Source organism: Dysgonomonas sp. Marseille-P4677, assembly GCF_016652235.1.
Taxonomy (GTDB): Bacteria; Bacteroidota; Bacteroidia; order Bacteroidales; family Dysgonomonadaceae; genus Dysgonomonas.
Map to the genome: position 1 here is coordinate 6043 of NZ_JAEPKU010000053.1, position 20964 is coordinate 27006.

A 20964-nucleotide genomic window follows, 5' to 3' on the forward strand; every position below is an offset into this window, starting at 1 on the left:
TCTTTTCGTTCTTGATCTTGTCTCTCTTGTTGTTCTCTTTGCCGTCTGCTTTCAGCATCTTTACGCTCTTGATCTTGCCTAATTTCAGAAAGTTTTATTGTATTTTCTAGTTTTTTTACAGACTCAGGAGATGGCCTGTCAGAAGTTCTTGTTTGAACCGATTTTTCATCCCTTATTGTAGATTCCGGTTTTGGTCTATCAGAAGTTCTAATATTTTCTATTTGTTGTTCAGGTTTAGGGGGCTTAGGGTGTGACGGAATACCCGGTTTGGGTTTATGAGGTGGTTTGGTCTTGTTTGGATGATTCGGTTTATTGTGGTTGTAGCTAGAATACAAGGGGGGAGAGGAATAGTTATTCTCATAATAATATCCTGTTTCATAGTAATTGTTTTCTATATGTGAAGGATAATAATCGTAGTTATCATAATGTATATAATAATTATCATTATAAGGTTCATTTTCTGAATAAAAATCTAGCTCGTCATAATTGTTTAAAGGATATAGTTTGCTCGTAATATTATTATTGATTTCTATTCCCTTTATAGTAGTTGCCAATAAATAGAAGTTTCCGTTATAGTTATTCATATATGGTTCTGTAGCGTAGTTGCTGTCTACAAAACTAGAATTGAGCTTGTTGTAATGTTTAATTACATTCTCAGTCTCATAATTATTAAAAACTGATGGAGCACTGATTTGAGCTTTTTGGGGTGCGATGAGAATAGTATCATTTATTTTACTCTCAATCTTTTTATTCGGGTTTTCACTACAACTTTGTTGTAATAAAAATAGGCTTAAGCATATAGGGAGTACTGACTTTCTCATAATGATAAAGTATTAGTTGTTTATAATGATGATTATTTACTATTGCTAATAGAGAATTTAGGTAGAATTAAAGTTTTGTTTACTTATTTATATTTGTTATTTAATATTAAATTAATATTTCTATATTTTTTAGACTGTTAGCTGTGTGTTTGGTTTAAATATATCTTGTAAATAATTATATGTTGTGAAACACATGATTATAGTTAGCCTTTTGATTAACCCTTTTTTGATTTGATTCGTACTCTTAATAATTTATAATGCAACCGTTTGCAGAATTATTTATGTAGAAACTACATGTTAGGATAATTATAATATGATTAAATAAAATAGTTTTGACCCTATATAGATAATTTAATTAAGGTTTCATTATGAAAACACTTCAATTTTATTTGTTCTATCTTTTATTTTTATTTTTTATCACTTCTTGTCATGATGATAATACGATTGAATATCAAAAAGCAGATGAACCATCTATACCATCTACGCATTCTTTGAGAGATGGAATAACTCGGATAAGCGATGATTCTTTGGCTTTTGTACTCTTTGCTCCGGCAAAGGAGTCGGTATATCTTATTGGTGATTTTAATAATTGGCAGGTATCAGAATCATATAGGATGAATAAGGATGGGGATCGGTTTTGGATAAAGATAGGAGGTTTACAGAAGGGCAAGGAATATATTTGTCAATATTTGATAGATAATTCTATTCGGATAGCCGATCCATATGCAGATAAGATATCAGATCCTGTAAATGATAAATATATTGAAGCTGATATTTACCCAAATCTTATAACACCTTCTACACATACGACAGGCTTGTCTATGGTAGTAAATACATCTCCTGTAATATATTCGTGGAAAGTCCCCGATTTTAAACTACAGGATGCGACTAATATGGTTATTTATGAAGTTCTTATTCGAGACTTTACCGAAAAACGTAGTATCACAGGTGTACAGGAGAAGTTAAGCTATATAAAGAACCTGGGAGTAAATGCTATTGAATTAATGCCCTTCAACGAATTTGAAGGAAATGATAGTTGGGGGTACAATCCTTCATTTTACTTTGCTACAGATAAGGCCTATGGTACTTCTTACGATTATAAGGCATTCATAGACGAATGTCACTCTAAAGGTATTGCCGTAATCATGGATATGGTATTGAATCATAGTTATGGACAGAGTCCGATGGTGCAAATGTATCAGAAAGCAGATGGAACCCCATCGGCAGAAAATCCGTGGTATAATCAAAAATCAAACTTTGCCAATCCTGATGCTCAATGGGGGAGTGATTTTAATCATGAAAGCCAGTATACACAAGCTTTTGTCGATAGCGTTTGCGCCTATTGGATGAAAGAGTATAAGATAGACGGATTTCGTTTCGACTTTACTAAAGGCTTTTCCAATACACCTTATCCAGCTTCAGGAAATGATAGTTGGGGAAATTCATACGATGCTCCCCGGATAAAGAATCTTAAAAGGATATGTGACGAAATTAGACGACGAAATCCGGATGCAATTATGATATGTGAGCATTTGGCAGATAATAAGGAAGAAAAAGAACTAGCATCTTATGGTATTAAATTATGGGGTAATATAAACTATAACTTCAATGAAGCTACAATGGGCTGGGGGAAATATATAGGTGATTATAATAAACCGAATGGAGATGTTAGTTGGGCGTCATATTTAGAAAGGGATTGGATTAAGCCTAATCTGGTTGCGTATATGGAAAGTCACGATGAAGAACGGATTATGTTTAAGAATAATAGCTATGGAAGTGATCTTAATCCGTTTCATAATGTAAAGGATTTGGCTGTGGGATTAAAGCGGACGGAAGCTGCTGCTGTTATATTAATGTCTTTGCCCGGCCCAAAAATGATCTGGCAGTTTGGGGAGTTGGGTTATGATTATGAATTGAATAATGATCGTTTAGGAAAGAAACCCATACGTTGGGATTATTATGATGTTTCCGAAAGAAAAGCTCTTTATGATATATATGCAAAGATGAATAAACTGCGTTCAACAAATCCTATATTTTCTACTTCCGACTACACTATTAATTTAGTTAATGACTTTAAGCAAATACTACTTAAATCATCGACAGGCTATGTTTGCGCTATTGCAAACTTTGATGTGGAGACGCTCAAAGTAATGATCAACTTTGGAAAAAAGGGGACATGGGTAGACTATTTTACGGGGAACATATTAGATATAGCGAATACCAGCCAGACAATAGAGTTAAAGTCGGGCGCATATTATTTGTACTTTAGTCAGTAACGAATCAGTAGTTGTATTGCGATTATTGAATATTTTTCTTTTTCGATTTAGGACCAGTCTTTGGTTTCGATTTCGTTTTTGGTCTATTAGCTACAACTTTTTGTTTACCAACTCTTAGGCCACTCGGAGCCTTGCCTGTTCTTTTAGGTTTGGCTTTTCCTCCCTCTTTTGCTTCCGGAATTTCAGTTCTTTCTTTCGGAGTCCCTTTTTCCTTTTTCTGATATTTTGCAGCTATACTGGCTTTGCGGTAGTCAGTTCTTATATCGAATTCCTCTAATGCTCTGTTAAAGGCTTTATTACTGTTGGCTGGTTTTTTAGAGCTGGCTGTCTTTTCCGAATTTTCGAGCATGTCAAATAAGCCTTCAAGTTCAGATGGAGTTAAGTCTCTCCAATTTCCTTGCCCCAGATTACCTAGTTTTATATTCATTATCTGAATACGTTCCAACTTGACAACTTCATAATCGAAATACTCGCACATACGTCGTATTTGTCTGTTCAAACCTTGTATCAACGAAATTTGGAACATAAAAGGATTAATTTCGACGATCTCACAACGTCTTGTGACACGATCGAGAATAGGTACTCCTTGTGCCATACGAGTTAAGAAATCTTTAGTAATAGGTTTGTTTACCTTTACCAGATATTCTTTCTTATGATTATTGCCCGCTCGTAAGATCTTGTTTACGATATCTCCATCATTTGTCAACAGAATAAGGCCTTGGGAATCTTTATCTAAACGTCCTATTGGAAATATGCGTTGTTCATGTCTGATATAGTTTACAATATTATCCTTTTCCAAAGGATCCGTGGTGCTAACTACGCCGACAGGCTTATTAAAGGCAATGTATATAGGCTCTATATCGTTTACGATCAATTCACCGTTTACTCTCACTTTTTGTTTTGGTAGCACACGCATACCTACAGTTGCTCTTTTACCATTGATCGTAACCCTACCTTCTTCTATAAAGCGGTCGGCCTCGCGGCGGGAACAATATCCCGAATTGCTGATATATTTATTTAACCTGTATTCCATTATACACTTACCAAATGTCTGTTTACGATTATATTCACACATGCTTCAGTACGGAAGCATTATAAGGACTGACAAAATTAATTGAAATACTTGGATTTGATAGTATAATTGTTGATTAATCGAGTATTAACAAGTAAACAATATATTTATAAACAATTTTCAGCGTGATAAGAAGAACGTACCAGAGGGCCGCTTTCTACATGTGTAAATCCTTTACTCTGAGCAATCTCCTTTAGTCGTTTAAATTCATCGGGATGAATATATGCTGCAACAGGCAGATGTTTACGTGATGGTTGTAGATATTGTCCCATTGTGAGTACCGAACAGTTTGATGCCCTAAGATCGTCCATCAACTGTATTATTTCCTCAGTCGTTTCTCCTAATCCCAACATTATACCCGATTTGGCCTTCAACCCGTTTTCAGCAATACGATTCAATACAGAGAGACTTACATCATATTTGGCCGCACTACGCACTTTGGGTGTAAGACTTCTAACAGTTTCCATATTGTGTGAAATAACGTTAGGTGCTGCCTCGCAAACCATATCCACTAGCTCAAATTTTCCTTGAAAATCAGGGATAAGCACTTCTATTGTAGTTGATGGGTTTACCTGACGAATCTTGTTGATAGTATTTACCCAATGCTGTGCCCCCTGATCGGGCAGGTCGTCACGGTCTACAGATGTAATTACTGCATGCTTAAGACCCATCAGCTGAATCGATTTGGCTACATTCGAGGGTTCGTTAGGATTAAGAGCCAAAGGACGTCCTGTTTTTGTATTACAGAATTTGCACGAACGGGTACAAATATCTCCACCTATCATAAAGGTTGCAGTACCACGCCCCCAGCATTCGCCCATATTAGGACATCTTCCACTCGAGCATATTGTGTGTAATCCGTGAGATTCTACTATATTTAGAGTTTCGGAGAAATGATCAGACCCTCCGAGCTTTATTTTTAACCACTCTGGTTTTCTTACGTGTTCCATTTATTTGAGATTTATTTTATTCGAACAATAAAACAAAGATAACCTTAACAATGTTTCCAATGAAAATACGAAGGGTTAAAAAGTCATCTATTTATACTATCATCGATAGATAAGGTAATATAGTCCATTTGTACCGATAGATTAATTTTCTGTATTATAGTGACAAAGATCCCAAAAGGTGACAAAAGTGACACTTTTATATGTTTATTTTAATGATGTTACTTTTTCTAAATATAGACAATTATGGTTGTTCTACTTTCAGAGAGTGCAAAATGTATAGATAATTGGAGGCAATAAAAAAAGCATGGACATATATCCATGCTTTCTTATATTATATAAAAATCGTTGTTACATATTCGTCTTTAAAAACTTAATAACCTTCTCATATAAATAAGTCCGATTTGCAGCACCTCGTATCGAATGATCTTTATCTGTAAAGACAAACATATCAAATTGTTTATTTGCTTTCACTAATGCTGCTGCATAATCCATTGTATTTTGAAAATGAACATTATCATCGGCAGATCCATGTATTAATAAAAGGTTTCCCTCCAGTTTATTTGCGAAATTAACAGGTGATCCGGCTTTATATCCGGAATCATTCTGTTGTGGGGTTCGCATAAAACGTTCTGTATAGACAGAATCATAGAATCTCCAGTCTGTTACAGGCGCAATAGCTACACCAGCCTTAAAGATTCCATTTCCACGACTCATGCTCATCAATACATTGTATCCTCCATAACTCCAGCCCCAAATGGCTATCTTGCTACCGTCGATGTATGGAAGTGTAGCGAAGTGCTTTGCAGCTGCAATCTGATCATCCGATTCATAAATACCGAGATTCATGTATGTACATTTTCTGAATTCTTCGCCTCTGGCTCCTGTTCCACGTCCGTCAACACAGGCCACAATAAAGCCTTGTGTAGCCAGATAGTCAGTCCAATCCATACCATAACTATCCAATACTTGTTGAGAGTTTGGACCACTGTATTGTATCATTACCAATGGATATTTGCGTGAAGCATTAAAATCGGCAGGCTTCATAATATATGCATTGAGGTCTCTGCCATCCGCAGATTTAACCGTAATGAATTCTTTCTTAGCAAGGCTAAGTGAAGTCAAGGTGTTGCGCAAGGATGCGTTATCTTCTAATACACGTAGTTCTTTGCCTGTAGCATCGTGTACTGTGGTTATTCTTGGTGTAGTAGAATTACTATATGAATTGATAAAGTACTTACCATTCTCGCTAAAAGTAGCGTTATTTGTTCCTTGTTTTACGGATAGCTTTGTTTTTAGCCCTTTTACTATATCCACTTTATATATTGCGCGCTGTAATGGGCTATCTTCCGCAGCTTCATAAAAAACAATTTTTGATACAGGATCAACGGCTAACAACTTGGTTACATCATAATTGCCATTAGTAAGTTGTTTTTGCATTACGCCTGTATTATCGTACAGATATATATGTGTATAACCACTTTTCTCACTCATATAGATAAATTGGTTGCCAAAAAAGTGAATGTTGTCAAATAGTTCAGAATCAATATACCTGTTGTTTTCTTCATGTATCACCGATCGGCAAACAGACGAGCGCGCGTTGGCATAGTAAAGATCAAACTTATTTTGGTCTCTGTTAAGAGTCATAACAGCAAGTTCATCTCCGGTAGGTAAAAATTCTATACGGGGGATATATTCCATACCTTGGGGAATATTCATCTTGCGTATTGTTTTAGAGTCGATATCAAAAACATTACAAGTAACTACTGAATTGGTTTCTCCCGCTTTCGGATATTTAAATGAAAACAAGGTAGGGTATAGTTTATTTTCATACATCTGCATCGAATATTGGGGAACGTTAGATTCATCGAAACGAACAAAAGCTAGTAATCTTCCGTCTGCTGAGAAATCCATTAGTTTTGTCGTTCCGAATTCTTCCTCATATACCCAATCTGTACCACCGTTGATTATCTTACCTAATTCTCCATCTTTGGTTACTTGAGATTCTGTATCATAATCAAATTTAGAAAGCCATATATTATTGTTGACCACGTATGCTAACATGCGTCCGTCTTTGGAGAATGTCGGAATTGACTGCTTTTCTTTGTTTTCAGTAAGTTTACGTACTAATTTACGTCGTACATCATAATAATAGTAGTTTGCTTTGAACGAATGACGATAAATAGATTCGGAGTCGTTATATACAAGAAGGCGTTTTTCATCAGGACTAATTATAAATCCTTGAAATGAATCGAATGTGCATTCTCGCGCTTTCTTAACGTTAAATATAGTGTCGGTTGGCAAACCTGTTTTATATGAATATTTAATAATCATTTTATTTTCCTTGTCTGACTGAAAATAAGATTCGCCATCAGCAGACGAGGTGACTGGCTGAACGCCGCGGGCATAATATTTTCCCGAATTAATATCTCTGAGGTCTAACCGTTGTGCATTTGCAGTTATTGATAGTAGTGCTGCAAGCAACAATCCAAATATATGTTTCATGCTTTTTGATTTTTATTTGCAACAAATATACCGATAAAAATGATTTAAGACAAAGAGCCTGTTTATTACTTTTGCATATTTCTGTATAAGGAAAATAATGAAAAGGTATCATACAAAAGAAGGATAGTTGTACAACTATCCTTCTTCTTATTTTATTAATATTTAATTATTCAGTTTCTTTATGCCATTTGTAAAGACGTCCGTCTACAAATTGAAAATACCAATGATTCTTGTAGCGATCTACATACTCTAAGGTTTGATTGTTCTGATCTCTTTGTTCTACAACAGTATATTTGTCTCCCATCAATGATACAATCTGATTTTGGGTCATGCCCAACTCAACTTGCTTTAGTTGAGAATTGTATGCAGTACCACAAGCTGTAAGTGCAGCGGTAATGAAAAACGCCAATAATAATTTTTTCATAATCAATATAGTTTGTTTTAACGTTCTTTTTGTAATAAACAACAAATATAGGATATTAGTTCAATCTGACCTAGATCCTTTCTTCGTATTATTTCTTATTATTTGGGAATCTATCGTTAATTATTTTTGTTGAGATTCGCTTTATAATACTCGTGTCGGCTGTATTTAATTACTTAGAGTATATTTGATGTGTTAAATTATTATTTATTTGCTACAGCTAATTTTGGAATGTTGTCAAAATGATGTAATTTTGCACCCCAGATAAGGAATATTTGACCCACTCTTCATCGTTAGGGAAGAAAATAGGAAGTTTGGGTGTCCTTTTGTAAAGAGATCTTTGCATACCCTAATAGTTTAATATGGATATATTTAAATTATTTGACTGATGAGCAAGATTAAGATTTATCTGCCACTTATGGTATTAGGGACTGCTTTTTGGGGAATATCCTTCCCAATATCTAAAGAAGCATTTGAGACTGTCTCCCCTTATACATTTATGTTTTATCGTTTTTTTATCGCGGCCTTGGCTTTATCCCTGATTTTTTATAAGCAGGTGTTGAAGTTGGATAGGTCTACTGTCAGGAAAGGATTGATTTCAGGTATATTGCTTTTCATGGGTATTAGCTGGCAGACCGTAGGCTTAAAATATACAAGCTCTTCTAATGCTTCGTTTATTGCAGGAATAGAAGTTGTTCTAATTCCTTTATTCGCATTTTTGTTTATGAAAAAGGCAATACAGCCTAAAATGTGGGCTGCTTGTATTTTAGCTTTAGTCGGATTGTATACAATTGCAATGTCTTCGGGTTTTTCAAATTTCAGAGTCGGAGATCTATTTGTATTTATAGGTTCGTTATTTTACTCTGCCTATGTACTATACGTAGGTAAGGTAAGTACAATAGATACATCTTCTGAATCGGCTCTTGATGCACGTCCTTTTGTTATAGTACAGTTGTTTACATGTGCTGTTTTAGGCGGAGCATTAGCTTTGGTCACGCAAGGAGCAAGCGCTATTGTTATACCTTTATCTATTGATATATGGACGGCTTTATTATTTGTTGGTATCTTATCAACAGCCTATATGTATTGTATACAAAATATAGCTCAAAAATATATCGAGCCCGAAAAGATCGCTTTAACTTATCTATGCGAGCCTATTTTTGCAACTGTTTTTGCATATTTTCTATTAAATGAAGGAATTACAAGCAAAACAGTGATTGGAGGGTCTTTAATATTATTGTCGATGTTTATTTCGGAAGTAAATATTTCCCGGTATTATAAGCGAATAAGGGATTTTATACTGCTAATTAATATAAAAGACTAGTTGTGTAGTTGTTGTTTTGAGTGATTTATAATTCAACCTAATAGTGTTTATGAAAAGTAAAAGTAATCGAATTATCGGTTGCTTTTTCTTTTTCAGTTAGACACTCTATTGAATTATAGAACAAATTTATTGAGGATTGGGAGAAGATTATTGAGGTTATTCTTATATTTGTGAATTAGCCATACGACACTAGATCTATCAATATGAATCAAATCCGCATTATGTGCATTTTCCTTGTTCTCTCTTTTTTATCTTGTAATACTCAGTATCTTGTAAACAATGAGTATGAAGTTTCCACTAACAGTTCGGAATTAGAACTTCATGAGGAAATACCTATACCTCTTGATATGGTTAATGAATGGGAATTAGAAACTTTAAGAACTGATATTAATAAGAATTTTATGAATATTATTAGCAATGATAAAACTCTGACATTAGGAATAAGCAGTGATGGTAGAGTGAGTGGCTATGATGGCTGCAACAATTATAGTAGCAAAATAATTTTTGTTGATAGGAATAATTTCTCTTTTTCAAGCTTTTTAACTACAAGTAGGGCATGCCATCCTTCTGTATATTGGCATAGTAAGTTTTATAAAACTATTGGTAGTGTTAATAATTATACTATACAGAATGGAAAACTTCTCTTAAAAAAGGATTCGCATGTTTTAATGACATTTTCCAAAATATAGAATTTATCAAATTCCTCAACCATTTAATATAAAACCAAAAAAGCAACCTCATTTGAGATTGCTTTTTCTTTCTAGTTGCGGAGACCGGATTTTATTTCCTGAATAACCTTAACATAAAACACTGATAATCAAAGATCATAATTCGCAAATTTTACATCATTGTACCGTATTTGTGCCGGCTGAAATCAGCCATATTCCTTTTGTTAAAACACTTTCCTGAAAATGTTAATTTGTTTTTTATTTAATTGAGTTAAATATGTTAATTTTACTTCTAAATCGAAAGACAAATACTAAATCTATACTATGAGTATTCACTTCTTATCTCTATACATGGCGAGCTGATCTTGTAAAGACTTAATTAACTGTTGTTGCAACTCTATTTTTTCAAGTAGAGTCTGTTTCTCTTTGTCCATCAGAAAATCTCCCTCTTCAGAGTTTTTACTTGATGATATGCTTTCTATTATTATTGTTCCGTCGGGCTTTATTATTTTTTGTTTGCCGAATTCAGGTAATTCTACTAAAATGAAATTTCCACCGGCAATATTACCTGTATTAGTACCAACCATTATATTGCTTCCCGACACATTGCCTGAAAAGAAATTGCGCAACATTTCGCTTTTAGTTTCTGGGATTGAAACATGATCATTTTCATAGTTTCCAATAGTTTTACGATCAACCCCAAGTATTTTAGCCAACTCTTCCTGAGTTAGTTTTAATTCTTTCCTCTTTTTTTTGATTTCTTTCCCTGTCATTTTCAAATATTTAGAGAGTAGTTCCTCTTTATATGGTAAAATAATCCCAATTATGTTTTAAAATGTGAAATGTTACTCATATATTTGCAGAATGAGAAACATTTTCTCACAAATATAAAAATTATCTCACAGCAACAACAGCAAAACACGATAAATCATTTACAAATACAAGATTTACAGTATGAGTTTGAAAACACATTATGAAAATTTACCGGATCCGAAGAAGAAACTTCTCAACGATATAATGCAAGCTTGTGACTTGAGTCAGGCTTCTGTATACCGGTTACTGACCGGTAAGAAAGATCCTACAAAACTACAGGCTGAAGCAATATCGAAAATTACAGGAATAACAGTAGAAGAACTCTTCCCGGATATGAATAAGAAAAAAACTAAAAAAGAGGCGCAAAATGTTTGATCTGAGAAATATAGAATTCAACAACACACCCAATGGTGATGTAGAAGTACGTCCTTTTGGTGAGCCTGTTTTTACCCTCTCTGAAAAGCATATAGCTTTTATTGATGCTCTGCTCGACTATACAGCTGAGTTTTATCCTGAATGTTACACCGCATTATCAGAAGAATATACAAGATTTTCTTTGAATAGGCTCAACTATCGGTTCCGTATGGCACGCCGGTTATTGCGTTGCAACTTTGGTGAATTTGACTCTATTATGGATATTGATCACAATGGAGCTTTCAATTTTGAAGAAGTGAAATGTCCAAGAATCGGAGAATGCAAGTATCACAATATTATTTGCAATCCTCAGTTCAATAGCCACCTTACTCCCAGAGAGTTTGAAATCATGGAATTGCTGTATTCAGGTTATAAAACTACTGACATTGCCGATTCTCTGATTATATCTATCAAGACTGTAGAGAAACATAAAGACAATACTTTGAGAAAACTTAATCTTCATTCTCTTAGCGATTTTTTCCTACACGCAACCAAGTATAACCTTTTTAAGAAAAAATAGTATGACAACACCGCGCAAACGGCATAAATGGCAACCCGATACCGGAACAGAAGAGCATTTTCCCGGATGTTACCGGGTTGAGAAATGCACTTGCTGCAAGCTACTGAAGCTTCATAATAAATCTGGACATCGATATTTCCAGTCGTATGTCTTAAATGGTAAAAATTACTCGACACTACCTGAATGCACTGATATAAAACCCCAAAAATTATGGTAACTAAAATATTCACTGAAAGAATTGGAGACAGAATAATGGTAAAATCAGCTTACCATATGATTGAATTTGACTCAAGATTAGCTGATAAAAAGTATCCTTTTGCAATCGGCTTGCACAACGAAAAATTAAAAGAATGGATACTTGCAGAGCTAGAGTCATCCAAAATAATAAAGATAGATACAGACCTCTGTTATTATAGTGAGAGGCTCCACGCATCAACAATATATATCGTCCCACAACCTCTATTTGATTCAAAAAAGTTTACAGAAATCATATATACACTAATGCAAAAGCTTGCAGATGAAATCGAAAGCATATAAAACAAACTGGACAGCAGTGATCATCTGGATTATTATTCCGGTAATAACTGCAATTGGTTGGTTCCTGCTATTTCGCTTGGCAAAGTTTGTCTTTTACTGGCTCACAAGCTTGTGATAACCTTGCACACGATAAATCACTGTAAAATATGTAACGCTGTATATCAATATGATAACTCCTAAAGACTTATACGACAAAACAAATCAAGGCCTGGATATAATATTGCATTTTTATCCCCAGGCACGCGAAGTATATAATCGAAAGAATGTACCCTTTAAAATCCGAGAAACGGACGATACACCGTCAGCCTATATAAAACTTATTACAGGGCGCAATGGTGAAACTTTTTGGCGTGTTACCGATTATGGCGTAAGCGAACAAGCAATGTCTCCGGTAGACATCTGTATGAACGAAAAAGATATGAAGTTGCCCGAAGCAATTCATTATCTAGCCAATCTGTTTAATGTCGTGCCTGATGCCATCAACCCCGAAATAAACAAAGCGGATTTCCGAAAATCACCTGCAACTGAAGACGAACCTGACGGCTTTTTCGTATTCGTTCTGAAAGAGAAAATGTCCGATTCAGAACTCAAAGTTTTAGGTCCTCACGTAAAACAGGAGCATTGCGACCTTTTGAAATATTCTGCCGTAGAATATTATAAAACAACCCGTAACCGTCAGACTACAACCATTTCGAGCAATGAAAACTATCCTATTTTCATTCGCGAATGCCGCCATATCGAGCATGGAAAAGAAGCTCGTTTTTATAAAATCTATCAGCCTTTAAACTCGGATAAGAAATATCGCTTTTTCTACAGTGGAGAGAAACCACAGAAGTATATCAATGGTCTTTTCGAACTGAAAGCCATATACCAAAAATTCAATGATGATGAAGAAAAACGTTTCCGTGCCGTCGAAGGCAACGAAAATAAAGACTATAAAATGCAGAAGCTTCCTGAAGCATTTATATGCTCCGGCGAACGTGATGCACTTTGTGTCAAAGCGCATAACTATATTCCGTTATGGTTCAACTCCGAGGGCTACAAGCTGGCAGAAAGCGAATACAGAGAGATTAACCGCTATGTTGAACGTATATATCAGATTCCCGACATTGATGAAACAGGCGTTCGCTTAGGTCTTGAGCGTGCTCTGAAATATATGGACATATATACCGTATGGCTTCCTGACAGCCTGCGAAAATATTACGATCAGCGTGGTAAACCCCGCAAAGACTTCCGTGACTTTTGCGAGATTAAGCCGGAAAAAGACCGCTTCCGCGACCTGCTTAATTTGGCTCGTCCTGTTCGTTTTTGGGAATACGTCGAAGAAAAAGGAAAAAAGAAGTTGGATATCAACTCCGATTATGTTACTTACTTTCTCCGCTGCAATGGCTTCGTAGCTATCGACGACAAAAATTCTAAGTCCGGACGTATGTTTGCCCGAATCGAAGGCAATACGGTCAAAGAGATCAGATCGGCAGACATCAAAGACTATCTCCTGAACTTCGTTACAGAGCGATATATGCCTGTAGAAATCCGTAACGCTGTAAATAATTCAACCAGGCTCACCGAATCGAATATAAAACTTAACAGAGTAGAACTTAACTTCGACGATTATACGCCTCATTCACAGTTCTTCTTTTTCCAGAACGCTACATGGGAAGTAACAGCTTCTCAGGTCAAAGAGTATAAACCCGGTGTGATCAACCGCCAGGTATGGGACGAAGAAATGATTAAGCATCCGGTGAAGAGATTGGAACCGTCATTTGCCATCACTAAAGAGATAATAAACAAAGGCGAAGACGATGAATCTGTTAAATGGGACATCAAGATAAGTGAAAGCAACTCCAGTAATTTCTTAAAATATCTGATCAATGCCAGCCGTATTTTTTGGAGAAAAGAATTTGAAATTGAAGGAGAACTTCCCGATCAGCTCCAACAGTATAAGGATAAATTTAAATTTGCCATCGATGGTGAACGTCTTTCGCCCGAAGAAATTGCAGAGCAAAAGCAGCATCTTATAAACAAGATCTTCTGCCTTGGCTACCTACTCCACCGATATAAAGCCGAAAACCGTTCATGGTGTGTTTTTGCTATGGATAACAAGATAGCCGAAAATGACGAAAGTAACGGTGGATCAGGTAAATCATTCTGTTTTAAAGCACTTCGCCTTTTTATGAAATCTGTCACCCTTTCCGGACGAAATCCGAAGCTGACCGAAAACAATCACATCTATGAGAACGTAACTGAGCATACTGATTACATTCTGATAGATGATGCAGATCAATACCTGCCTTTCGGGTTTTTCTTCGATGCTGTCACCGGTGACCTTACCGTCAACCCTAAGTTTACCAAATCGTATGAAATATCATTCGACAAGGCCGCTAAGTTCTGTATTACCAGTAACTATACGTTGCGCAAGTTCGACCCGTCCACAGAGCGCCGTATCCTGTACGCAGTCTTTTCAGACTACTACCATCAGAAGACTGCCGACAACGATTATAAAGAAACCCGGACTATTTACGACGACTTTAAGAAAAACCTTTTCCGTGAAAATTATACTGATGCCGAATGGAATGCAGATATAAACTTTTTTGTTGACTGCTGCCAGTTCTACCTGTCCATTGTCGGTGATGGCGTGAAGATACAGCCGCCGATGGCAAACGTAATAGACCGTAATTTGCGCACCGAAATGACAGATGTTTTCTACAACTGGGCAGAAGTTTACTTCTCTCCCGGTTCTCCGAATTGCGATAATCTTATCGAACGTGCCAAAGCCCTCAAAGACTTCATGGACGAAACCAAACAAGGTAAATGGACTACAAATAAGTTTACCAAAGCACTTAAAGCATACTGCAGATATGCCCCTCATATTTTGGAACTCGATCCTGTCGAGTTTAAGAACTCTCAAGGCCGTATAATCCGGAAGAGTAAAACTGAGAAAGATAAGCCTGTCGAAATGATTTATGTCAGAACACAGGAAGAAATAAACTTTATTGAAAACGATGATGATGACAACACAACTAACAACGGAACCGGAAAGCAAAACGACAAAGGTTTGCCTTTCTGACTATGGATTGAGCCCACGAATGACTATTAGTGAAGTAATCGCTGCAGTTGAAAAACTAAAGAACAGCATCGGTGAAAAGAAATTTCGCCCTACTGCAAAGACCGTATATCACAATCTCAATCAAATGAATCCCGGTACTTCATTCGATTGGATGAAATTCTTTACCGGATACAAGATTGAAGTGTTTCTGGTTGTCGCTCACCGCTACATCGTTGAACACATGAACTATGAATTTTCTAACGACTACAGTACAATACGAAGAATATTTTAAATATTAACTAATAACAAACAATTATGATTAACAAAAAAACTAAAGAACAGTATGGAATCCCCGATTCTGCTTTCCCTTCAAGTGCAGTGAGTACTGGTATATCACGACGTGAATATTTTGCAGCTGCAGCATTACAAGGACTTTTAGCTGGCGGGCACAAAATGATGGCTGCAACTTATGCTGTAGAATACGCAGACAAATTAATGGAAGAATAAGATCAGTTACCTGAAACCCCATTAGAAAACACAAGTAAAGACTAAATACTAAAATAATAAACAATTTATGACATGATTAAGAAATATGTAGTTGCTCGGTACTTCAGAGGATATTACGTTCAGACAATGTGCGAGCCAAAGAATAAAAAAGATGCCGAACTGTTATGCCAGAGTTTAAGCAAAGAAGAAGGTCCTTCTACAGCTTACAAAGTAGAAAAAATTAAAAGCACAAAAAAGAAAATAAAATATTTATAACAAACAACTTATGAATCCACATGAAATTTTAACAGCTGCTCTTAAGATGGCAGCCGACAACAACCAAGGCGTAAAAATGTCAACAACAATTACCGATGTAAGAGACGATCCACGAGGTTCTATCGTCAGTTTTGGAACAGAAAGAGAATCCGGAGACGAAGCCAGAAAAGAACTATATGGACTTACAGGAAAATATATGGTTTGCTGCTTTTTTATTGATCGTGAAGAATTACAGAAATATAAAGAACAAACAACTACGGACAAGAAACCTTTTTTTACGGAAAAGTTCTATAGTAGTCCACAAATTACAATCGATTTGCTGAATGAGCTTAATGAAGCTGATCTCATTTCTCTTCTTGACACTTATGGTGATGGGACAATCCTATTTGCTGAAGCTATTAATAGCATAGAAACTAAAAATTTATTAAGTACTATTATTTCTGATATCGAAATCTATTGGGAAGCTAATAATGAAGCTTTCGTAAAGTCAGAATTTGATATACCATTAAATCTATTGAATGATGAGTTCTCCCGTATATTCAAGGAACAAATCTACTTTGATAATCAAACAGAACAATTCTCAATCAAATAAAACAACAAACAAAAACAACTTATGGAAACAAACAACAACGAAATTTTAGAACAACTAAAAGTCCCGGAATCAATAACCGACCCGGACGAAAAAGAATATATTGAACACATATACGGAGCTATCAAAATAGCAGCAAAAAAGAATTTACCTTTTATGATTCTCACTGCTTATGATGACATGGGTAAAGCATTTTTATCAGCAGCCGGATGCAAGCATTGTATTACAAAACTTATCACTGAATTACTTAATAAACAACCGGACATACTCAATGTTGTTTTGGAGGCGGTTGCTGCACACATGATGAATAAGGATACCAAAGACAAACAAATTGCCAACTATGCCAAAAAGAACACTCCAACAGGTAATTGATGATGCAAAAGCCGGTAAGCTAATAGATCGGCAAGAATGTCTTGACACCTTGCTTGCCCTACATTCCATGTTTACCAGGTCACGCATGGTAATTGAAACTATTGCTGATAAAATGAATAATGCCGATAGCTTATTCTACACAACGAGGGCTTTTCTCGGTAGTATAGATTCCGTTCGGATGGAACGATCTGCATGGATGGACTCCGTTCCGGCAGAATGGCTTAATGAAGCTGACTTAAAACAAAGAGAAATAACATCATTTTGGGACTCTTTGCAGCCCGATAAACAAAAACAATAAGAGCATGACAACAATATCAAATGAACAATCCGAAGTAATTGAAATTACTCCTGAGCTATTTTACAACTATCAGGTTAAAACACTTTCTGTAAAAGGCGTTGAGATTAAGTTAACACGTAAAGAGGCAGGCTTAATGCACCTGTTAACAGTAAACAAAAATCAAGTGCTTGATCGTAAAGCCGCTCTCGAATTATTATGGGGCGACGATAATTATTTTAATGCTCGTTGCATGGATGTTTTCATTACTAAGCTCCGGCATTATATCAAACCCGTCTCATGTGTAAAAATATTAAATGTTCGCAGTCAAGGTCATTTATTACAAGTATCTAAATTCTAAAGTAATCAATCATATGAATAAATTTTTTGTAGAAATAACATGGTATGTTTCCAAGAATAACCTAGAGGAAAGACTTCACGAGAAGTTTAAATCATGGGAACATAAAATAATTGGTGAAGATTGGAAGGAAAAGCTGGATGAAGATTTTCAAGAAGTACATACTCAATACAAGAGTACAAAAGGCAGATGCAAAGACGCTCATTTGGACATCAACAAAGTTGATTACCCCAATATTACGTACATCGAGATAGGTTCAAGCTTGCGCATGAACCTAATATTAATCAGAGGTGAAGTTTAACTTTTAATATTTACAACTATGAAACTAAAAATTTTTAATGCAGTCAATTCAAAAGCTATTCCTACAGGAGAAATCACCCTTAGAATTAATAAATCAGCAGGTTTATTGGCTTTTTCTAAAGCAACAACAGATTTTTTTTAAATTAATGCCGGTGATAAAGTCGAAATTGTCAACGATGAAGACTCTCCCGAAGACTGGTATTTTAGTATTTCTAAAGATGGTGATGGCTTTGCTGTTCGCACCGCTGATGGCGTAGCCTCGTTCAATTGTACAGCTGTAGCTAAAACTCTTTTGGATAGCCTGAAAATCAATAAGGCTGCAGGTTTTAAGCTTGCAAAGCAACCTCTAACTATTGATAAAGTGGATTATTATGCAATCCTTACTACAAATCCGCTAAGTCCTAAATAATTAACTCTAAAAACATTCAATTATGAAAGCAAAAATATTTTACGGTCCCGCCAGATCAGGAAAAACAGCAACCGCAAATATATTACATAACTTTTTCGGTAGTAATAAGGCAATATATTACAACGGACAAAAGTATAATGCCGATGCGTTAATTGAGCAACTTAGCTATGATATCAAAGAAGAAACTCGGCTAATCATTGTTGATGATGTGCCCGAAGATTTTGGCTATATGGCTTTTGCCCATTGGCTCCCTGAAGGTGGAACTTTTATTCAGAACCGAAAAGGTCAGTCTAAAAAGCCAATAGTTCTAAATGATATTTATTTTGTATTTACAACTAACTGTAAACCAAATGATAATAGTAGAAGTTTCACAGAACGTTTTGAACAGATTGAATTTCCAAGCCAATACTTCTTTTCTGCTATCAGCAAAGAAAGAAAATCAGAATCAGTAATAACAAAAGAATTTACGAACTGGGCGAATAATTATTTTTCTACTGAATCGCCCAATACTGATTGTCTTATTCCTTTAAAAATTGCTATGAATGATTTTTGCTACGATTCAAATTGTCAATGGACTACAAATAAGTTTTCTAAAGCGCTTAAAGCTTATTGCGATATGGCTGATCATATTTCAGAATTGAACCCTGATAAATTTAAAAACAGAGGTGGACGTATTATCAGGGAACATCGGGCTGTTGCTACCGAAATGATTTATGTAAAAACTAAATAAAATATTTAATATAGCCCTGGGCGGGCATTGTAAAACCCATTTATAAGAAATGAAAACATTAGATGAAAAATCGGCTGAATATTCAGCAAAACTATGCAACCAAAGTGGCAACTACTCTAAAGGAGAACTTGAAACAGCCTATTGTCAAGGTGCAACTGAAAATGCTAAACTAACAAAAGGTGAATTTGGCACTTTTGGTCAGGCACTTGAGTCTATTAAACATGGATTTCTTGTAACAAGAAAAGGATGGAACGGAAAAGGAATGTTTATTTTTATGCGACCTGCTGATGAGATAAGGGTAGATATTGTTGTTAACTCTGTAAAGAGTTTGCCCTATGCGGTAAAAGAATATTTCAAGCAAGATATTGGCGATACCCCTGCTAATGATATCCCTGCAACCGATGTTGTTAAATTCACAGCATACCTTTGCATGAAAGCTGCCGATGGTACTATTGTAAACGGTTGGCTTGCTTCACAGACCGATATGTTGTCCGAGGACTGGATGTTATTTAATTTCTAACTTCCGAGTTTTCCACCTCTCTATAGCTCTTTACAGAGCATCCAGTAGCTGGTCTTAGTGCCGGCTATTTTATTACACTGCAGTTGCTTTATGGATCGTAGTTCTTCCAGAACCCATCCGGGAAAGCCGCTTCGTGTGAACTCTGTCTCCGATGGTAGATGAAAACAGTTGGTCAAAAATAACTATGTCTTATAAATACGTTAAAAACAGAAGTAAACTATCTTTTAATAATCAAACTTTAGTCACATACAAACTAAAATGATTTTCAGTCTTGCTGACCATAACAAATTGTAACTGTGAGAATCTAGTGCATTCTTTTTGTTTTTGTCGTAATTAAGACTTTCTGATACGTTCAAAATATACCATTAATACATTTGCATATATTTTGTATTTTATTAACATAGAATGCTGGTTTGTTGTTTGTTTTTTGTTAATTTTAGAGTTTGTAATTAACTAAAAAATAGAAGCCTATGGAATAAAACTTTATTTGCTATGCTTGATCAAGTAAAACATTAGTTTCAAAATACTACCCTAAAGTAATTATTATTTTAATTAATATTTTAAATTATGAAAACGAATTATTTATTGTGCTTATTATTTATTGGCATTATGTTCTCTTGTTCAGATTTGACTGATATTGAATCAATAGCAGGGGATACGCAGGAGACGTCGACAAATTTGAAAGTGTTAGGAGATGGCGCATATGAAGCTCTTGGCTATGGATATGATATAACGGAAGATTATTTGTCATTCGAAGCATATAAGAAAAGAGAATTGATTAATCTCGTTGCATTCAAGGCGGATCTACCAAACTTACTTAGAAAAGAATTGATAAATGAATCTGATTCAAAGGTGTACGGAGGATCCGATGCTTATTCTTATACAAAAGATATCATGAAAACAGTAGGCGTAGAGAGTTCGGTAAATGTTTTTAAGGATATGAATGATGTCGTTGTAAAAGGCGATGGAAATAAATCTATTTTCTCGGGCTCTTATAGTAATACAACAAAATCCCAATACGAATATTCAACTAAGTACAGTTTTGCGACAGGAGAAATAATCAATAGAAAATACCAATACACACTGGATGCTTCAATTGAAACATTTCTTAAATATCTTTCACCGGATTTTATACAAGATATAAAAAATGTAACAACGGCCGCTAGTGCCGATGCTCTAGTTATAAAATGGGGTACACATCTTCTTACTGATTTTGAAGTTGGCGCAATTTACAGATTTTATTATAGAACAGCACTTGAATCAACGATGAGCTCTATTGATAAAAC

Annotated in this window: 26 protein-coding genes and 1 pseudogene; 20 read left to right on the forward strand and 7 right to left on the reverse strand. The window is 35.4% G+C overall.

What is annotated here, in order from left to right; all coding sequences use genetic code 11:
* Positions 1-821, reverse strand: a pseudogene (locus JGH11_RS10510) (hypothetical protein); the annotation flags it as partial.
* Between the two features lie 368 nt (positions 822-1189).
* Between JGH11_RS10510 and JGH11_RS10515 the strand changes: the two are divergent.
* Positions 1190-3097 carry an alpha-amylase family glycosyl hydrolase gene (locus JGH11_RS10515; RefSeq protein ID WP_201111548.1) on the forward strand — a complete coding sequence of 636 codons (1908 nt, stop codon included), beginning with the start codon at positions 1190-1192 and terminating at the stop codon, positions 3095-3097.
* Positions 3098-3119: 22 nt separating this feature from the next.
* On the opposite strand, the gene rluF is transcribed toward JGH11_RS10515, so the two are convergent.
* From rluF to JGH11_RS10535, 4 genes are all read right to left on the reverse strand, one after another.
* On the reverse strand, positions 3120-4130 hold the full coding sequence (gene rluF / locus JGH11_RS10520) for a 23S rRNA pseudouridine(2604) synthase RluF (protein WP_201111549.1): 1011 nt from the start codon (positions 4128-4130) through the stop codon (positions 3120-3122).
* Between the two features lie 146 nt (positions 4131-4276).
* Positions 4277-5119: a lipoyl synthase gene (gene lipA / locus JGH11_RS10525; protein WP_201111550.1), complete on the reverse strand. Its 843-nt coding sequence runs from the start codon at positions 5117-5119 to the stop codon at positions 4277-4279.
* 348 nt (positions 5120-5467) lie between these two features.
* A complete protein-coding gene (locus tag JGH11_RS10530) occupies positions 5468-7621 on the reverse strand; it encodes a S9 family peptidase (RefSeq protein WP_201111551.1) in 2154 nt (717 codons plus the stop codon).
* A 166-nt stretch (positions 7622-7787) separates the two neighbouring features.
* Positions 7788-8045, reverse strand: a complete 258-nt coding sequence (locus JGH11_RS10535) for a membrane lipoprotein lipid attachment site-containing protein (RefSeq protein ID WP_201111552.1) — start codon at positions 8043-8045, stop codon at positions 7788-7790.
* A 385-nt stretch (positions 8046-8430) separates the two neighbouring features.
* On the opposite strand from JGH11_RS10535, the gene JGH11_RS10540 reads away from it, so the two are divergent.
* Together JGH11_RS10540 and JGH11_RS10545 are read left to right on the forward strand one after the other, a co-directional pair.
* Entirely contained in the window at positions 8431-9366 is a 936-nt protein-coding gene (locus JGH11_RS10540; RefSeq protein WP_201111553.1) for a DMT family transporter, read from the forward strand.
* 203 nt (positions 9367-9569) lie between these two features.
* On the forward strand, positions 9570-10055 hold the full coding sequence (locus tag JGH11_RS10545) for an META domain-containing protein (RefSeq protein WP_201111554.1): 486 nt from the start codon (positions 9570-9572) through the stop codon (positions 10053-10055).
* 311 nt (positions 10056-10366) lie between these two features.
* Here the strand turns inward: JGH11_RS10545 and JGH11_RS10550 are convergent, their stop codons facing one another.
* Complete coding sequence (locus JGH11_RS10550; RefSeq protein ID WP_201111555.1) at positions 10367-10807, reverse strand: helix-turn-helix domain-containing protein; 441 nt, start codon at positions 10805-10807, stop codon at positions 10367-10369.
* Positions 10808-10988: 181 nt separating this feature from the next.
* Here JGH11_RS10550 and JGH11_RS10555 point away from each other — a divergent pair, with 181 nt between their 5' ends.
* From JGH11_RS10555 to JGH11_RS20460, 14 genes are all read left to right on the forward strand, one after another.
* A complete protein-coding gene (locus JGH11_RS10555; RefSeq protein WP_201111556.1) occupies positions 10989-11222 on the forward strand; it encodes a hypothetical protein in 234 nt (77 codons plus the stop codon).
* Positions 11215-11781 (forward strand): response regulator transcription factor, encoded by a 567-nt coding sequence (locus JGH11_RS10560; protein ID WP_201111557.1) that lies wholly within the window; start codon positions 11215-11217, stop codon positions 11779-11781. The genes JGH11_RS10555 and JGH11_RS10560 overlap by 8 nt, the downstream gene beginning before the upstream one ends.
* 1 nt (position 11782) lies before the next feature.
* On the forward strand, positions 11783-11998 hold the full coding sequence (locus JGH11_RS10565) for a hypothetical protein (protein WP_201111558.1): 216 nt from the start codon (positions 11783-11785) through the stop codon (positions 11996-11998).
* Entirely contained in the window at positions 11992-12318 is a 327-nt protein-coding gene (locus tag JGH11_RS10570; RefSeq protein WP_201111559.1) for a hypothetical protein, read from the forward strand. The genes JGH11_RS10565 and JGH11_RS10570 overlap by 7 nt, the downstream gene beginning before the upstream one ends.
* Before the next feature lie 166 nt (positions 12319-12484).
* Positions 12485-15385 carry a primase-helicase family protein gene (locus JGH11_RS10575; protein ID WP_201111560.1) on the forward strand — a complete coding sequence of 967 codons (2901 nt, stop codon included), beginning with the start codon at positions 12485-12487 and terminating at the stop codon, positions 15383-15385.
* Positions 15321-15656, forward strand: a complete 336-nt coding sequence (locus JGH11_RS10580; RefSeq protein WP_201111561.1) for a hypothetical protein — start codon at positions 15321-15323, stop codon at positions 15654-15656. Before JGH11_RS10575 ends, JGH11_RS10580 begins: the two co-directional genes overlap by 65 nt.
* Positions 15657-15679: 23 nt before the next feature.
* Positions 15680-15871 carry a hypothetical protein gene (locus tag JGH11_RS10585; RefSeq protein ID WP_201111562.1) on the forward strand — a complete coding sequence of 64 codons (192 nt, stop codon included), beginning with the start codon at positions 15680-15682 and terminating at the stop codon, positions 15869-15871.
* Between the two features lie 72 nt (positions 15872-15943).
* Positions 15944-16126, forward strand: coding sequence for a hypothetical protein (locus JGH11_RS10590; RefSeq protein WP_201111563.1), 183 nt, complete (start codon positions 15944-15946; stop codon positions 16124-16126).
* A 10-nt stretch (positions 16127-16136) separates the two neighbouring features.
* A complete protein-coding gene (locus JGH11_RS10595) occupies positions 16137-16718 on the forward strand; it encodes a hypothetical protein (protein WP_201111564.1) in 582 nt (193 codons plus the stop codon).
* Between the two features lie 21 nt (positions 16719-16739).
* On the forward strand, positions 16740-17087 hold the full coding sequence (locus tag JGH11_RS10600) for a hypothetical protein (protein ID WP_201111565.1): 348 nt from the start codon (positions 16740-16742) through the stop codon (positions 17085-17087).
* Entirely contained in the window at positions 17056-17385 is a 330-nt protein-coding gene (locus tag JGH11_RS10605; RefSeq protein WP_201111566.1) for a hypothetical protein, read from the forward strand. Before JGH11_RS10600 ends, JGH11_RS10605 begins: the two co-directional genes overlap by 32 nt.
* Positions 17386-17389: 4 nt before the next feature.
* Positions 17390-17722 (forward strand): helix-turn-helix domain-containing protein, encoded by a 333-nt coding sequence (locus tag JGH11_RS10610; RefSeq protein ID WP_201111567.1) that lies wholly within the window; start codon positions 17390-17392, stop codon positions 17720-17722.
* Between the two features lie 13 nt (positions 17723-17735).
* Complete coding sequence (locus tag JGH11_RS10615) at positions 17736-18020, forward strand: hypothetical protein (RefSeq protein WP_201111568.1); 285 nt, start codon at positions 17736-17738, stop codon at positions 18018-18020.
* Between the two features lie 18 nt (positions 18021-18038).
* On the forward strand, positions 18039-18161 hold the full coding sequence (locus JGH11_RS20460) for a hypothetical protein (RefSeq protein ID WP_255561744.1): 123 nt from the start codon (positions 18039-18041) through the stop codon (positions 18159-18161).
* Here the strand turns inward: JGH11_RS20460 and JGH11_RS10620 are convergent.
* Complete coding sequence (locus JGH11_RS10620; RefSeq protein ID WP_201111569.1) at positions 18158-18331, reverse strand: hypothetical protein; 174 nt, start codon at positions 18329-18331, stop codon at positions 18158-18160. The genes JGH11_RS20460 and JGH11_RS10620 overlap by 4 nt on opposite strands.
* Positions 18332-18450: 119 nt before the next feature.
* Between JGH11_RS10620 and JGH11_RS10625 the strand changes: the two genes are divergently transcribed.
* The 3 genes from JGH11_RS10625 to JGH11_RS10635 all read left to right on the forward strand — a co-directional run.
* Entirely contained in the window at positions 18451-19158 is a 708-nt protein-coding gene (locus JGH11_RS10625; protein WP_201111570.1) for an ATP-binding protein, read from the forward strand.
* Between the two features lie 49 nt (positions 19159-19207).
* Positions 19208-19678: a DUF2829 domain-containing protein gene (locus JGH11_RS10630; RefSeq protein ID WP_201111571.1), complete on the forward strand. Its 471-nt coding sequence runs from the start codon at positions 19208-19210 to the stop codon at positions 19676-19678.
* A 567-nt stretch (positions 19679-20245) separates the two neighbouring features.
* Positions 20246-20964: MAC/perforin domain-containing protein (locus JGH11_RS10635; protein WP_236263955.1), on the forward strand; the 719-nt coding region annotated here is incomplete at its 3' end.